The sequence below is a fragment of the Sphingomonas larreae genome (genome assembly GCF_051400595.1).
Taxonomy (GTDB): Bacteria; Pseudomonadota; Alphaproteobacteria; order Sphingomonadales; family Sphingomonadaceae; genus Sphingomonas.
Genome location: NZ_JBLFFI010000001.1, coordinates 374,189 through 389,174 on the forward strand (window position 1 = coordinate 374,189; position 14,986 = coordinate 389,174).

General features: G+C 67.4%; 11 protein-coding genes. 6 read left to right on the forward strand and 5 right to left on the reverse strand.

Translation table 11 applies throughout. The annotated features are described in order from the left end of the window. Nucleotides 1-8 precede the first annotated feature (8 nt). The 5 genes from ACMGDM_RS01615 to ACMGDM_RS01635 all read left to right on the forward strand — a co-directional run bounded on the left by ACMGDM_RS01615 (nucleotide 9) and on the right by ACMGDM_RS01635 (nucleotide 7,396). Nucleotides 9-2,795, forward strand: coding sequence for a TonB-dependent receptor (locus ACMGDM_RS01615; protein WP_436802393.1), 2,787 nt, complete (start codon nucleotides 9-11; stop codon nucleotides 2,793-2,795). Continuing rightward, nucleotides 2,795-3,946 carry a glycoside hydrolase family 76 protein gene (locus ACMGDM_RS01620; RefSeq protein WP_436802394.1) on the forward strand — a complete coding sequence of 384 codons (1,152 nt, stop codon included), beginning with the start codon at nucleotides 2,795-2,797 and terminating at the stop codon, nucleotides 3,944-3,946. The genes ACMGDM_RS01615 and ACMGDM_RS01620 overlap by 1 nt, the downstream gene beginning before the upstream one ends. Beyond that, on the forward strand, nucleotides 3,946-4,752 hold the full coding sequence (locus ACMGDM_RS01625; protein WP_436802395.1) for an SGNH/GDSL hydrolase family protein: 807 nt from the start codon (nucleotides 3,946-3,948) through the stop codon (nucleotides 4,750-4,752). Before ACMGDM_RS01620 ends, ACMGDM_RS01625 begins: the two co-directional genes overlap by 1 nt. Before the next feature lie 378 nt (nucleotides 4,753-5,130). After that, nucleotides 5,131-6,120, forward strand: coding sequence for an alpha/beta hydrolase (locus ACMGDM_RS01630; RefSeq protein WP_436802396.1), 990 nt, complete (start codon nucleotides 5,131-5,133; stop codon nucleotides 6,118-6,120). A 250-nt stretch (nucleotides 6,121-6,370) separates the two neighbouring features. Beyond that, a complete protein-coding gene (locus ACMGDM_RS01635; protein ID WP_436802397.1) occupies nucleotides 6,371-7,396 on the forward strand; it encodes a potassium channel family protein in 1,026 nt (341 codons plus the stop codon). Nucleotides 7,397-7,660: 264 nt separating this feature from the next. On the opposite strand, the gene ACMGDM_RS01640 is transcribed toward ACMGDM_RS01635, so the two are convergent. Continuing rightward, nucleotides 7,661-8,113, reverse strand: coding sequence for an Rrf2 family transcriptional regulator (locus tag ACMGDM_RS01640; RefSeq protein WP_436802398.1), 453 nt, complete (start codon nucleotides 8,111-8,113; stop codon nucleotides 7,661-7,663). A 107-nt stretch (nucleotides 8,114-8,220) separates the two neighbouring features. Here ACMGDM_RS01640 and ACMGDM_RS01645 point away from each other — a divergent pair, with 107 nt between their 5' ends. Continuing rightward, entirely contained in the window at nucleotides 8,221-9,123 is a 903-nt protein-coding gene (locus tag ACMGDM_RS01645; RefSeq protein ID WP_436802399.1) for an NAD(P)/FAD-dependent oxidoreductase, read from the forward strand. Between the two features lie 66 nt (nucleotides 9,124-9,189). Here the strand turns inward: ACMGDM_RS01645 and ACMGDM_RS01650 are convergent, their stop codons facing one another. From ACMGDM_RS01650 to ACMGDM_RS01665, 4 genes are all read right to left on the reverse strand, one after another. Beyond that, on the reverse strand, nucleotides 9,190-9,777 hold the full coding sequence (locus ACMGDM_RS01650; protein WP_436802400.1) for an alpha-ketoglutarate-dependent dioxygenase AlkB: 588 nt from the start codon (nucleotides 9,775-9,777) through the stop codon (nucleotides 9,190-9,192). Beyond that, the gene (gene dinB, locus ACMGDM_RS01655) at nucleotides 9,774-10,856 is read right to left on the reverse strand and encodes a DNA polymerase IV (protein ID WP_436802401.1); all 1,083 of its coding nucleotides are present in this window, start codon (nucleotides 10,854-10,856) and stop codon (nucleotides 9,774-9,776) included. Before dinB ends, ACMGDM_RS01650 begins: the two co-directional genes overlap by 4 nt. 219 nt (nucleotides 10,857-11,075) lie before the next feature. Beyond that, on the reverse strand, nucleotides 11,076-12,206 hold the full coding sequence (locus ACMGDM_RS01660; protein ID WP_436802402.1) for a hypothetical protein: 1,131 nt from the start codon (nucleotides 12,204-12,206) through the stop codon (nucleotides 11,076-11,078). Continuing rightward, nucleotides 12,200-14,947, reverse strand: a complete 2,748-nt coding sequence (locus tag ACMGDM_RS01665; RefSeq protein WP_436802403.1) for a TonB-dependent receptor — start codon at nucleotides 14,945-14,947, stop codon at nucleotides 12,200-12,202. The genes ACMGDM_RS01660 and ACMGDM_RS01665 overlap by 7 nt, the downstream gene beginning before the upstream one ends. Between the last annotated feature and the right edge of the window lie 39 nt (nucleotides 14,948-14,986).

The window sequence follows — 14,986 nt, forward strand, 5'->3', positions numbered from 1 at the left end:
GAGTGACCATGATCCGATTGAACCAGCTCGCGCGGACCTCCGCGCTTGCGCTCGCCGCGGCCTCGCTGTGGCCCGCCGTGGCCGTGGCGCAGGACGCGCCGCCCGCGACGCCGCAGGGCCAGGCACCCGCCGAGGCCGGGCCGCCCGCCGCGGCGGACGGCGCCGTCGCCGCGACGCCCGGCTCGGGCGACATCGTTGTCACCGGGCTGCGCCGCAGCCTCCAGACCGCGCAGGCGCTCAAGCGCGACTCCGACCAGATCGTCGACGCGGTGGTGGCCGAGGACATCGGCAAGCTGCCCGACAACAACGCCTCCGAGGCGCTGGCGCGGATCACCGGCGTGCAGGTCAACCGCAGCAGCGACGAGGCCGGCGGCGTGCAGGTGCGCGGCCTGCCCAACCTGACCACCACCTACAACGGCCGCGAGATGTTCACCGCCGAGCTGCGCAACGTCGCATTGCAGGACTTCCCCGCGGGCGCGCTCGCCGGGCTGGAGGTGTACAAGACCACCAGCGCCGATCTGATCGAGGGCGGCATCGCCGGCCTGATCAACGTGCGCTCGCGCCGTCCGTTCGACTTCGACGGCTTCCAGATCGCGGGCGCGGTGCGCGGCACCTACGGCGACCAGGCACGCAAGTACGATCCCAATTTCAACGTGCTGGTGACGGATCGCTGGGACACCGCGATCGGCGAGCTCGGCGCGCTGGTCAACGTGTCCTACACCCAGCTCCACTATCTCACCTCGTCGCGCTACATCAACGGCAACATCGTCAGCCCCGGCGCGAACCAGCCGGTCGACGGCCCGCGTGACTTCGTGCTGCCCGAGAGCGCCGGCGTCTATTACGACCGCGGCAAGCGCTGGCGGCCGTCGGTCAACGGCACGATCCAGTGGCGCCCCGCCCCCAACCTCGAATTCTACGTCGACGGGTTGTTCCAGGGCGCACGGACCGACGTCGCCAACGACTTCGCCGGCTTCGACCTCGTCAACAACAACCCGGCGCTGACCAACATCGTGCGCAACGCCGCCGAGCCCGGCACGCTCGAGAGCGTCACCGTCACCCCCGATTTCGCCAACGGCCGCGGTATCGACTTCTCGCGCAGCACGCGCGCGGGTCGCACCAACGCCTATCAGGGCGCGATCGGCGGATCGTGGAAGACCGGTCGCGCGACGCTGACGACCGACTTCGCCTATACCGACTCCAAGGCCGAATATACCGACTATAACGTCGACTTCGCGCCCGCGACCGCGCAGTCTGCCAACCTCGTCTTCGATATCGGCGGGCAGGACGGTGGCGCCCAGTTCGGCCTGCCCGGCTTCGCCGCCAACGACCCCAACAGCTACATTCTGCGCGGCATCTACGACCGCCGCTCGCTGGCGACGGGCAAGGGCATCCAGTGGCGCGTCGACCTCAAGCTCGACACCGAGCTGCCCGTCATCACCCAGGTCGACGTCGGCTTCCGCCTGACCGACCGCGACGCGCGGCTGCAGAGCGGCGGCCGCTACGCCACGCTGCGCCCGCTCGGCCTGCGCCTCTCCGACATCCCCGGCGGGGACACCGGTACGCCGATCGACCGCGGCTTCCGCGGCGGCCAGGCGCCCGGGCTGAGCCAGTGGTATGCGCCGACGCGCGCGGGGATCGTCGACAATATCGAGGCGCTGCGCGATCTCGCGCGTAGCGGTCTCGACCAGATCGGCACCGCCAGCGCGCAGGGCGAGCGCGCTTTGTGGAACTCGGACATTCCCGCCTATGTTCAGAACGAGCGGCTCGACGCGCTGGAGAAATCCTACGCTTTCTATGGCCAGTTCCACTATGGCTTCGATATCGGCGGCGTGCCGGTCGACGGCGTGGTCGGCGCGCGGATCGTCAACACCAAGGCGCAGCTGACCGGCAATGCGCTGGTCGGCGGGGAGCTTCGAACCACCACCTCGCGGCAGAACTATGTCGACGTGCTGCCCAGCGCCTCGTTCCGCGCCAAGTTCACCGACCAGCTCCAGCTCCGCCTCTCCGCGACCGAAACCCGCACCCGTCCCGAGTATAACCAGCTCAACCCGGCGGTGACGATCGGCAGCCCCGGCGCAACGCCGATCACCGGCAACAGCGGCAACATCGACCTGCAACCGATCCTGTCGACCAACTATGACGCGTCGCTGGAATGGTATTTCTCCAAGACGGGCTCGCTGACCGGCGCGATCTTCCGCCGCGACGTGCAGGGCTTCATCACCAACCTCAACAGCCAGGTCGACCTCGGCTTCGCCACGCCGGTGACGGTCAACCGGCCCGAGAACGGCGGCAAGGGCCGATTGCAGGGCGCCGAGGTGGCGTTCCAGACCTTCTTCGACTTCCTGCCCGGCGTGCTGAGCGGCTTCGGCACCCAGCTCAACGCCACCTATATCGACGCTTCGCAGGCGCTGCCGATCGCGCTCGGCGAGGCCGGGCAGGACAGCGACATCCCCGGCGTGTCGAAGTGGAGCTACAACGCGGTCGGCATTTACGAGAAGGGGCCCGTGTCGGCGCGGCTGGCGTACAATTGGCGCTCGCGCGTGACCAATTTCTTCGCCACCGACAATGCCGGCCAGCTGATCGGCGCGGAGTTCAACCGGCCGATCGAGCGGCTCGACTTCTCGCTGTCGGTGGCCGCGATCGAGGCGGTGACGCTGACCTTTGACGTCAGCAACATTACCGGGTCGCCCTATCGCGCGTTGCGCGCGGTGCCGGGTCTGGCCAATGCGAGCTACCCGCGCGACGTCCGCTACGAGAGCCGCGTCTTCGCACTCGGCGCGCGGTTCCGCTTCTGATGGCGGCGCATCCCACGCGCCGCGCCTTCGTCGGCGGCGCGCTGGCGCTCGCCGGCACGCGCGGCACGGCGGCGACCGCCCCCGCACCCGGCGCGCGCGCGCTCGCCTGGCACGCGGCGCTTGAGAAGGCGTTCGCGGTCGGCGACGGCACCGGGCTCTACCGCGAGTACCACCCGCCCCGCGCGGGCGACGAGCGCTATTCGACCGAATGGCCCTTCTCGCAGGCGCATGTCGCGCTGCTCGACCTCACGATGATGCCGGGCGCCGCCGGCCGCCGCTTCGCGCCCGCGCTCGCCAAGGCGCGCGCGGCGCAGCAGCGTTACTGGTCGACCACCTCGACCACCGGCGTCGCTGGGCATCTTGCCAAGGTGGTCGCGCCGCTCGGCCATGGCGACGATCTCTATTACGACGACAATGAGTGGGTCGGGCTCGCCGAGGTGCAGCATCACCTCTTCCGGGGCGACGCCGAGTCGCTGCGCCGCGCGCGCGCGATCTTCGCGCTCATTCGCTCGGGCTGGTCCGAGGAGAAGGGGCTGCCCTCACCGGGTGGAGTGGTGTGGACGCAGAAAAGCGACAACGGCGACCGCAACACCGTGTCGAACATGCCCGCGGCAGAGCTCGGCGTGCGGCTGTACCTGATCACGCGCGAGCGCGCCTATCTCGACGATGGGCTGCGATATTATCGATGGACCAATGCGACGTTGCAGCGACGCGACGGACTCTACGCCGACCATATCAAGCGCGACGGCACGATCGAGCCGCGCGTGTGGAGCTACAACCAGGGCGTACCGGTCGGCGTCAACGTGCTGCTGTGGCGCGCCACTGGCGAGGGGCGCTACCTCGCCGAAGCGCGCCGCATCGCCGCGGCGAGCCGCGCCCGGCTCGTCGCAACCGGGCAGCTCGACGACCAGCCCCCGCCCTTCAACGCGATCTACTTCAAGAACCTGCTGCTGCTCGCCGACGCCACGCGCGACCGTCGCGACCTCGACGCGATGCGTGGCTACGCCGACCGCATGTGGCGACGCCGGCGCAACGCCGCCGGGCTCGTGCAGTTCGCCGGCCGCCGCGCCGAGTTGATCGACACCGCCGCGCTGGTGCAGGTGGAGGCGGTGTCGGCGTGGCGCCCGACCGATTGGGCGATGCTGTACTGATGCGCGGTGCCGTCGCGCTGCTCGCTTTCGCCGTGGCGCCGGCGCCCCCCACCGCGCTCCCGCCGGGGTCGAGCTACGTGGCGCTCGGCAGCTCCTATGCGGCAGGAGCGCGGATCGGCGCGCCGGCCCCGTCGACGCCGGTGCGATGCGGCCAGACCGTCAACAATTACCCCCGGCTGGTCGCAGCGCGGCTCCACCTCGAGCTCGTCGACGCGAGTTGCGGCGGCGCTACGACCGAGCATCTGCTCCACGCCTGGGACGAGCTGCCCGCGCAGCTCGACCGCCTGACATCCGCGACCCGGCTGGTGACGGTGACGATCGGGGGAAACGACGTCCATCTCGTGGGCGACCTCGCCCGCGCCGAGTGCACCCCGGCGCGCGACGGCGAGCCTGGCCGTTGCGGCCGCGCTCCCGCACCGACCGCGGCGGAATGGGCGCGACTGGAACGCAACCTGACCCAGGTAGCGCGCGAAGTGCACCGCCGTGCGCCGCGCGCGCGGCTGATCTTCGTCGACTATCTCGACATGTTGCCGGCGCGTCCCTGCGCCTCGGTCCCCTACGACGCCGCGGGGCTGGCGGGGGCGCGGGCAACCTTCCGCCGCCTCGCGCGCGTCACAGCGGCGGTCGCGCGGCGCGAGCGCACGACGCTGCTGCGCGTCGGCGCGCTCTCGCGCGGCCATGACTCCTGCTCGGCCGCGCCTTATGCCGTCGGCCGCTCCGACACCGGGGCGTCGTGGCACCCGACCGCGGCGGGACATGAAGCGATCGCCGCGGCGCTCGTCCGTCTGCTGAGCGGAAGACGCTGATCGTCGCGCACACCTACCTTCGACGCACGACTGCGAGATCGCGCGCCTCGTCGCTTCCGGGGCCGAAGCGGTGATCCTCGGCCGTACCGAGATCATGATGCTGGTCGGGCAGAACGACGCCTGCGATTGGCACGGGCGGGATCCGCCGCGATCGACCTGGTGCGCGGCCGACGTATCTGGGTTGCGGCGCGCCATGCTTCGGGGTTCGGCGCGGGGCGCCCCGTGACGATCGAGCGCGGGCGGCCCCTCCCCGCCAGTTGCGCGAGGCTGGCGCCAGGCACCTACCTCGTGCAGGCGGTGCTCGACCTATGATCGCGGTGATGCGAGCGCGTGTGCCTCGTGCTGCCAAGCATTTCGCCGAAAGGATCGGAGCAGCAGATGAGTACGGACGAACGGTCGCTTCGGCTCGAAGCGCGCACGATAGCGTCACCCGCGTCGATCAGTGCCGAAGCACGCGTAGCGCTGGAACGACTGATCGGGCCGGACGGCGTGCCGATCCACGCGCTCTTCGTCATGCCCGCGCACGACGACGTGGCCGGATGGGAAAAGGTCAAAGCGTCGGCAGATGCCAATTACGCGCGCCTGCTCGCGAGCGCGACCGAGGTGCCGCAGGCGGCGGTCGAGACGACGCGGTTCGACGACGCGGTGGTCCATGTCGCCACGCCGGCCGCGGCGATCGCCACGGACGCGGTGTACCTAGAGCTACACGGGGGCGCGCTGGTGTTCGGCGGCGGGGATGCCTGTCGTCACGGCGCGCGCGTGCAGGCCGATCAGCTGGGGGTGACGGTCTGGAGCATCGACTATCGCCTGCCACCCGAGCATCGTTACCCGGCGGCGCTCGACGACTGTATGGCGGTCTACCAGGCAGCGCTGGAGCGTTATCCTGCTCGACGCCTTGTCGTCGGAGGGCGCTCCGCCGGTGGCAACCTTGCCGCAGCGATGCTGTTGCGCGCCAAGTACCACGGCTTGCCGATGCCCGCCGGGCTGGTGCTGCTGTCGCCCGAGGTCGACCTGACCGAGAGCGGCGACAGCTTCGCCGTCAACGCCGGGGTCGACGTCATGCTGCCGGGCTCGCTGATGGCGAACAACCGCCTGTATGCCGGCGGCGCCGATCTTGCCGATCCCTATCTCTCTCCGCTTTTCGGCGACGTCACCGGATTTCCGCCGACGCTCCTTCTGACGGGCACGCGTGACCTGTTCCTGTCGAACACGGTTCGCATGCATCGCCGGCTTCTTGCTGCGGACGTGCCGGCGGAGCTCCACGTGTTCGAGGCCATGCCCCATGGCGGGTTCGGCGGCGCGCCGGAGGATCGAGAGGCTTCGCGCGAGGTCCACCGCTTCGTGCACCGCTGGCTCTCACGCACCTGACGTGTGCGCCTGCGCCACATTACTGGTCACCTGCGGTCCAGAACGACCGGGCGCCGCGGAGGCCGAGCGCGGGTTGAACGGACAATCGGCCTTCGGCGGCCAAGGAACTCGGGCCCCCGACACACGAGATACTAAAAGCCTTGCTCCCGCATGGGCTCTTCATCGAGGATGACGGCATGATCCACTTCGCTCCTGCCCCCCATCAGTGAGACATCGCCGATCAGGACAGCCCGCCTTGACCCCGGGGCGGATGGCGGCGCGATCCGCGACAGTCGACATACGCCCGCGCTTCTACCGTCCGGGACGGCTCAGCCCACTCACCACCCTGGCGATCCGCGGCGTCGCGGTGCTGCTGCTTGTCGGCATCGCGCTGGGCGGACACTGGATCGATCGCAGCGGGCTCCGCGACAATACGGATGGCGCGGTGAGCTTCCTCGACATCGTCTACTTCACCGTCATCACGGTTACGACGGTGGGATACGGCGACATCGTGCCGGTGAGCGACTCGGCGCGCCTGTTCGACACGTTCGTCGTCACGCCGATCCGTATCTTCGTCTTTCTCATATTTCTGGGTAGCGCCTACAGTTTCATGCTGAGGCAAGGATGGGAGCGGTGGCGTATGCGCCTCGTCAGACATGGGTTGAAGGATCATGTCATCGTCTGCGGCTATGGCAGATCGGGTTCCGCCGCGGTCAGCGAGCTGCTCGAGCGGGGTCATTCTCCCGAACGGATTGTCGTCGTCGACGAGGATAGCGGTCGCTTGCGGCTCGCGGAGGAATGGGGCGTTGCCACCGTCGAGGGTGATGCGACTCACAACAGGGTGCTGGAGATCGCCAAGGTCGAGGCCGCCAGCAACGTCATCGTCTGCCCCGGGCGTGACGATACCGCCGTTCTCATCATCCTTACCTGCCGTCGGCTTGCTCCGCATGCGGGCATCGCCGTTTCGATTGCCGCGATCGAGAATGAGCTGCTCGCGCGCGACGCAGGTGCCAGCATCATCGTCAATCCGGTCAGCTTCGGTGGGCAGCTGCTCGCACAATGCACCACGGGTCCGCATGTCGCTGATTACGTCACTGACCTGGTCACGCGCGCTGGTCGGATCGAGCTGCGGGAACGTGCCGTACGGGCAGACGAGATCGGCACACTGCCGCGTGATGCGGTAGGAAGCCAGATCGTCCGGATCTACCGCGACGACGAGGTCATCGAGGTAGCCCAGGCGAACGAGCAGCGTCTGCTTGCAGGAGATTGGGTGATCGAGTTGGTCGAGGGACGATAGCGACATCGAACCCAGAGCGGCCGATGACAGCCCGCTTTCCAGCTCCGCATCTCGATCGCTCGTTCGTCTCGATGCGCGACGCCTCGACTGAGCGCTCGATCTTTTCGCATACCGCTACAAGATGAAGAAGGCGCTCGGCACAAGGAAGATTGGCGACAGCTTCGAACCCGGCGGCGCTCAGGTCGATTAGCAGCAGTAGCACGACACGCGATCGAACCGTCCGTATTCAGCAAACCAGAGTCGGACGCTCGACGTATCCGGCAGCTACCCTGTCACCGCCTTGCGTTCGCCCGGCCGCACCTCAGCGACCCGCCGATCGAAGTCTGCGGCGATATCTGCGAGGGAGACGTCGCCCAACCGCCGCAGCAGCAGTGCCTCCGCTTCACGTAGCGCATCGTCGAGAGACGCGTTGACGGCCTGCTCCACCAAACAGGCCGGCGCCGGATCCGCAGGGCCGAGCGCGAAAATGCGGTTCTCCCCCAGCGCACGATGGACGTCGAGCATGGTGATGTCGTCGAGATCTCGGGTCAACGACCACCCGCCTCCATGGCCCTTGACCGAGCGGACGTAGCCCGCGTCGCGCAGGCCCGCCATCGTTCGGCGGATAACAACCGGGTTGGTCCCTAACATAGTGGCGGCAGCCTCCGACGTCAGTGGCCCTGGCATCCGACTCATGTGGATCAGCAGGTGCAGCATTCTCGACAGGCGCGCGTCCAAGGCATCGCTCCTCTTCCATACCTTCTTACGTTATCACGCCACTTTCACTGTTGCAAAAGCGCCAGCGATCACTCATGTAACATCCACAGTGCTTTGAGGACAGCGCGATGTACGATGTGATCGTGGTGGGTGGCAGCTTCGCGGGCCTGTCCGCGGCCTTGCAGCTTGTCCGTGCGAGGCAGCAGGTCCTGGTGATCGATGCCGGGCTGCCGCGAAACCGGTTTGCCGACGAAGCCCATGGCTTGCTGGGTCACGATGGCCGGCCACCCTCCGCCATCCTGCGAGACGCCCGCTGTCAGCTCCTTCGCTACCCGACGGTGGAGATCCGGACAGGCAAGGCCAGTGAGGTCAAAGCGTCGGACGGCGGCTTTGTCGTTCGCCTTTCCTCGGGCGGGAACGAACGAACCCGCCGTCTTGTGCTGGCGACGGGCGTCACGGACACGCTGCCCTCCATCCCCGGCATGCGCGAGCGTTGGGGCGCGAGCGTGCTGCATTGTCCATATTGCCACGGCTATGAGGTGCGCGACCGGCCGCTCGCGGTCCTTGCTGCGCATCCCATGGCGGCACACCAAGCGTTACTGATCCCCGATTGGGGCACGACCACGTATTTCACCCAGGGACAATTCGAACCCGAACCGGCCGAGCTCCAGGCGTTCGCCAAGCGAGGTGTGGCGGTCGAGCGGACACCGGTAGTCGAACTGCTCGGCGACGCTCCGGCACTCGAGGGTGTCCGGCTGGCAGACGGGCGCGTGCTGAAGGTCGCAGCGCTGTTCACAGCACCGCGTACAACACCGACGACGCCGCTAGCCGCCATGCTCGGGTGCGAACATGACGACGGACCATCCGGGCCCTACATCAAGGTCGATCAATGGGGTGCCACCTCCGTGCAGGGCGTATGGGCAGCGGGAGACGCCGCGACCCCCATGCACAATGCAACGCTCGCATCGGCCGCCGGGGTCTTGGCCGGTATCGGTGCGCATCAGGCCGGTGTGCGATCCGCAGCGGAGTGACGATGGTTCGCCGGGCCGAGGAGCGCAGGTCCGGCCGGTCTGGTTCGGCGCGGCGCGCGTTCGCCGCTAGTCGCTTGGTTGCCTGCCTGGTCTTCGTGGCTCCGCCAGGCTGCGGAAGGTGATCGACCAGCGTGGATGCTCCATCGGAGCGATGCTGTGCTCCCATTCATGTCGCGCAGGCCCGCTCATATGATAGCCGCCGCGCGGGTCGAGCGGCACCGATATGCGGTCGAAGCCGTCGGCACGTCGGCGGCGGAAGCGCATCACCGCCGGCTCGCCCAGCGAGATGCCGAGGACATCGCCATAGACTGGGCGATCGCGATGCCAACCGATCCCGGCGCCAGGGTCATAGCGGATGAGCAATGCCTGGATCAGAGCCTCGGGCGAAAGCCGACCGACGTCGGCGGCCCTTTCCCGAAGCGGCAGCAGCCAGTCCGGCATCGGGGGCGCGTCCTTGGGCCGCCCGACATCGAAGTCATAGCTCCATCCGAACGACGTTGTCAGGCGCTTGCCGGTCCAGCCCTGGAAGCGGAACGGCTCGAGGTCGGTCGCGTCGATGCGCTCGATCAGCATCTGCTCCTCATCTGCCGTGATCAGCGATGCACGCGCGGTGAAGCCTGGCAGCAACGGGGCATCGAACAGATCGAGCATCATGCCGCCGCCTCCACGAAGATCGGCAGCTCGATCATTCCAGGAGCCTGCACCTCGACAAAATTGGACACCGTCACGCCGACCAGCCGAATGCTTTTTTCCGTCGGCAGGACTGATCGGATCAGCTCGAGTGCCGCTTGGCGAAGGGCGTTGTAGCTGGTGACCGCCACGGGCTGGCTGCGGCGCCGCGTGATCTGGTGGAAATCGGCATATTTTACCTTGACCGTCACGGTCCGGCCGAACGCCTGCCGCGTTTCGCACCAGTGCCAGACATCGTCCGCCATCTTCAGCACCCCGGCCTCAATTTCGCTCGGTTCGGTCAAGTCGCGGTCGAAGGTGGTCTCCGATCCAGACGACTTGCGGACGCGATCGGGGTTGACCGGACGATCGTCCTCGCCACGCGCGATGGCGTGATACCATCCGGCGGCGCTACCGAAATGCTGCTGCAGGAACGCCAGCGATCGGGCCTTGAGATCCGCCCCCGTCTCAATGCCCAGGCGCTTCATCTTCTCCGCCGTCACCGGCCCGACGCCGTGAAAGCGGCTCACCGGCAACGTCTCGACCCACGCCGCGCCCATATCGGGCGTGACCGCGAACTGACCGTTGGGCTTGCGGTGGTCCGAGGCGAGCTTGGCGAGAAACTTGTTGTACGAGACGCCGGCCGACGCGGTCAGCCCGGTCTCCGCCAGGATGTCGGCGCGGATCGCCTTGGCGGTCAGCCATGCGGTCTCCAGCCCACACTTGTCGGCTGTGACGTCCAGATACGCCTCGTCGAGCGAGAGCGGCTGGATGAGATCGGTGTAGCGTGCAAACACGTTATGGATCTGGCGCGAGATGGCGCGGTAAACCTCGAAGCGCGGTGGTACGAAGATCAGGTCGGGGCAGCGACGCAGCGCGGTGACGGAAGGCAGGGCGGAGCGCACGCCGAACGTACGCGCCTCGTAGCTGGCGGCCGCCACCACGCCGCGCGCCGCGGCATGGCCGACGGCGACGGGCTTGCCACGCAGCGACGGATCGTCACGCTGCTCCACCGACGCGAAGAAGGCGTCCATGTCGACGTGGATGATCTTGCGCACCGGCATAATGCCTTTTAGCGCAGACGGAACGAATTGTGAACACGCCCGCGAGCACAGGAACATAGCCAGCTTTGGTTACGCTCCATCTGCGGTTGGGACGGGATAAGCCGAGGCGATGTCCTTCGCTAACCGCTCGACCGACAGTTTCGCCCGATGGCGACGGCCCGATCGCGATCACTCGATGAATTCCCGCCGCCGCCTCGCCCCGCTGATCGGGGTTGAGCCCTAGCGAACGGCCGTGTTCGATGCTTCCGGTACGACATTGGAGGGCGTCACCGGCGGGGGCGCGGCGGGGGATAGGAGCTGACCCGTGTCGGGATCATAACGGAAGGTCTCGACGATCGCGTCAGTCATGACCGTCATGACTCCGTCCGTGATCCTGTCCTCGACGCTGAGGTGCCGGGGGGCGGCGTCGCCGCAGCCGATCAGGGCACCGTCCTGAAAACCGCCGGCGGAGGACGGTCGGATCAGGCAGGAGACGCCGCCCGGCCTGCCGATTTCAAGCCAACCGGCCTGCGTGATGCGATGAAAGTAAAAGCCCTGCCCGTCTGGGCTCACCGTGGTGAACGTCTCCCCGCGAGCGAACCGCCGCTCGCCGCCCGGTCTGCCTTTCACGCCGACCTGGTTGTGGGTCAGCAAACCATCCGGGCCGATATAATAATGGCCGATCTGGGTGCCGGTATTGCCGGGCCAGCGCAGGTGCATATGGATATGAGGCGGTGCATCGACATGGCCGTGGGGTGCGTTGATGTCGAACCCCATCACTTGGATACGCCCGAGGTGGCGACGCTCGGCCTCTTCGCCCAGCCCCAAGGTGCGGATCACCTCTCGCTGCGCCAACTCCAGCACATTGGCGGCGCGCCGCTCCGTCACCGGAAACCGGCCGGTCGCGTACATGCCGGCGCGGCGGGCCGGATCGGCATGTTCGAAGCGAAGCACCATGCCGGGCTCGACGATGTGCGTCGCGACTTCGGCAGCCGTAATCGCGTCGCCCGCGAGCGGCGGCACCTCGACGATCGTAGCGCCGCGCTCACGCCGGAACGGTGCGTCGCCGCCTTCGAGGATAACGCGGCGCACTGCGGCAGCCGGACCGGTGAAACGCAGTTCCAGCGAACGCTGGCGCGGAACGGACAGCGCCACCACCGTCTCGCGGGCGTTTTCCGCATTATAGAGCGGCGTGGTGACTGGCGCACAGGCGTGGCAGGACGCCGGATCGAAGCGCGCTATTGCCCTGTCGGGTGCGCCGCGCTTGACGAATTTCAGCACCACCGTCACCGGGTCGCGCGATTGCGCCCTTGCCGGCAGGGTCAGACTTCCCGCTGCTGCCAGAACAGCGATCCACCGGCCGATCACCATTGCGGTTTCCACGACAGGCCGAGCCAGAAGATGCGGCCGACTGGAAAATAATAGTTCACATACTCGCGCCGGATGCCCTGACGGACGACGAACGGCTCCTTGGTCACATTCTGTACCTGCCCGACCAGCTCCAGTCCTGGCGCCATCGTGTACCGCGCCTGAAGGTCGAGTTGCTGCCGCGGTTCCTGATAGAGGTCGCGCGTCGATGTATCGCCGTCTGCCGATTGCAATGCGCGCCCGATCCGGTTGTAGGAGGCACGCAACTCGACCGGCCCGGTGGCGTAGAAAACAGTCAAGTTGGCGATATAGTCGGGCTGCTGGATCAGCCCGCTGGCGCGCCGGATAGCCGGCAACCCAGACGCGACGCCCGCCGGGCTGACCGGCTGGTCGTAGGAGCCGTCCAGCAACGTGAAATTGGCGTTCAGGCCGAGCCCCGGCAAGGCGGCAATCCGGTCCTGCGTATAGCCCAGCTCGATCCCCTTCACCCGCGCCCCGGCGGCATTGCGCGGCGTACTGACGAAGACGCGCTGATAGGTCACGCCCTGGAACGTCGTGACCGGCCCCTCCTGGCTGCTGGTGAAGATCTCGTTGCTGATGTCCTTGATGAACCCGGCCACCGACAACAGGCCCGCATCGCCCATATACCATTCGTAGGAGAGGTCGTAATTCCACGCCTCGCGCGGCTTCAGCGCGGGATTGCCGGTGTTGATCGTCAGGGTGCCGTCAGTGCCGATCCCGAACGAGGTGCGCGCGGCATATTGGTTGTAATCGGGCCGCCCAATCGTCTTGGACACACCCGCGCGCACCCGCATTGCGTCGTCGAGCTGATAGGTGGCGAGCGCCGAGGGCAGCCAGTAACCGTAACCGGTGGTGCGGCGGACCGGCTCATAGGCGCTGGCCCCCTTCGTGGTCGGCGCCTGGAAGGTGTCGATGACGAGGTCGGTGGCATCGTAGCGGACGCCGGCCTGAACGTCGAACCGGTCGGCGCGGAACAGCGCCTGGATATAGCCCGACTTGGTCGTCTCCAGATCGCGGAAATCGTCGGCGGCGTTGTTGGCGATCTGGTTGGTGGCCACGAACGACCCGCGACGGGCGTCGAACAACGCCCAGGCGGCAGGACGGTCGATCAGCAGATACGGCACGCCCGGTGTCATATAGGTGGCCGGTCGCTGGCTATGGATGATCGCGCCGAGGCCGCCCACCGCCTGCTGGCCTGCCACGCTGCCGGGCACCCATTCCTGATAGCGCTGATCATAGGACAGGTCGGTGCGCGTGACCGAGGCTCCGATGTTGCCACCGAAGCCACGATCCTGCGCGGTGGCGTTGGCACCGAGGTTCACCCGCGCAAAGTCGACGGTTGAATTGAGGTCGCGCGCGATCTCGCGGTAGTAGAGCGCCTTGTAGCTGGCCGGATCGGTCCCGGCAGCAATGCCGTTGAGCGAGAGCCGCGGGCGGCCGTCGATCAGCGTATAGCTATAGCCGTATTGCGGCAGGAAGCCGGTGGACGCGGTGCCGGCGCGTGGGCTGGTGTCATATTTGATCATCTCGCGCTGCTCGCGATAGTCCGCCTTGGAGCGGGCGAGCGTGGCGTCGAGCACCAGACCGTTACCGAAGTCGTGCCGACCCTTGGCGTCGATCAGCCAGGTGTCGCGCGTGACCGGCTGATAGGTGAGGCCCTGTTGCAGATCGCCCAGCGCGAACTGGCCGCTGGTGGCGGTCACCGCGGTCGGTGCGCCGGTCGGCGTGGTCAGCACCTCGTACCGGCTTTCCGTATCCCTGTCGTGATAATAGCCGCCGAACAGCGCCAGCTCGGTGGCGTCGTCGGGCCGCCATTCCAGCTTCAGGTTGCCGCTGAGGCGCGTGCGCATGTTCTCGAAGAAATAGTCCTGGTTGCGCACCGGGACGAGATGGCCGGTCGACAGGATGGGGAACGCCGTGCGAGCGCCGGCGGCAGTGAAGTAGCTCCAGCCGGCGCCGTTGGTGTCGCCGGGCAGCTCGGCGCGGGCGGTGGACGGCAGTCGTTGGTATTCGACGGAAGCGACTAACCCGAACTGGTCGCCGGGGCCGAAGCGGGTCGCCGCGGTCGCGTCGGTACGGATCGCGGGACCGCCGCTGCGGACCAGCTTGCCGGCCGTGTCGTTATAGCCAGTGTTGGCGTTGACGATGAAGAAGCGCTCGCCGCGACCGTCGAACGCGCTTTTGGACACGATGTTGATCTGCCCACCTAGCGCATGCGGGTCATATTGCGCCGTGACGCTCTTGATCGCCTCGATCCGGGATACCAGCGAGGCCGGCAGCATCTCCAGCCGCGCACCGCGATAGACCCAGTCGGGCGATGCCAGCGGGATGCCGTCGATGGTGACGAGATTGTAGCGCGGATCGAGCCCCCGAATGGTGGCGCGTTGATAGATATCGCGGTTCTTGGTCGCGTCCGCGCCGCCCACCACGGATACGCCGGTGATGCGCCGGCTGGCCTCGACGATATTGAGATCGGGCAGGCGCCCCACATCGTCCTGCGACACCGCATCCAGTATGACCGCGGAGTCACGCTTGGCTTTGGTGGCCGACCGCTGCGACGCACGGAAACCGGTGACCACAATATCCTCGCCCTCGCCGCCGTCGCTGGTCGTCTGAGACGACGCCTCGACAGGTGCGGACGTTGGAGCCTGTGCCCACGCCGGTCCGGCACTGAGCATGGTTCCGGCCAACAGCACCCACGTCCCTTGTTTCCGGTAGCGCATCGCGAATCATTCCCCCATTTTCTCGCGACACTCCATATA

What these genes read in the sequence shown, in the direction of transcription:
- ACMGDM_RS01615 (WP_436802393.1), top strand. Translation starts at nt 9, where the DNA reads ATGATCCGATTGAACCAGCTCGCGCGGACCTCCGCGCTTGCGCTCGCC.
- ACMGDM_RS01620 (WP_436802394.1), top strand. Translation starts at nt 2,795, where the DNA reads ATGGCGGCGCATCCCACGCGCCGCGCCTTCGTCGGCGGCGCGCTGGCG.
- ACMGDM_RS01625 (WP_436802395.1), top strand. Translation starts at nt 3,946, where the DNA reads ATGCGCGGTGCCGTCGCGCTGCTCGCTTTCGCCGTGGCGCCGGCGCCC.
- ACMGDM_RS01630 (WP_436802396.1), top strand. Translation starts at nt 5,131, where the DNA reads ATGAGTACGGACGAACGGTCGCTTCGGCTCGAAGCGCGCACGATAGCG.
- ACMGDM_RS01635 (WP_436802397.1), top strand. Translation starts at nt 6,371, where the DNA reads ATGGCGGCGCGATCCGCGACAGTCGACATACGCCCGCGCTTCTACCGT.
- ACMGDM_RS01645 (WP_436802399.1), top strand. Translation starts at nt 8,221, where the DNA reads ATGTACGATGTGATCGTGGTGGGTGGCAGCTTCGCGGGCCTGTCCGCG.
- ACMGDM_RS01650 (WP_436802400.1), bottom strand. Translation starts at nt 9,777, where the DNA reads ATGATGCTCGATCTGTTCGATGCCCCGTTGCTGCCAGGCTTCACCGCG.
- dinB (WP_436802401.1), bottom strand. Translation starts at nt 10,856, where the DNA reads ATGCCGGTGCGCAAGATCATCCACGTCGACATGGACGCCTTCTTCGCG.
- ACMGDM_RS01660 (WP_436802402.1), bottom strand. Translation starts at nt 12,206, where the DNA reads ATGGTGATCGGCCGGTGGATCGCTGTTCTGGCAGCAGCGGGAAGTCTG.
- ACMGDM_RS01665 (WP_436802403.1), bottom strand. Translation starts at nt 14,947, where the DNA reads ATGCGCTACCGGAAACAAGGGACGTGGGTGCTGTTGGCCGGAACCATG.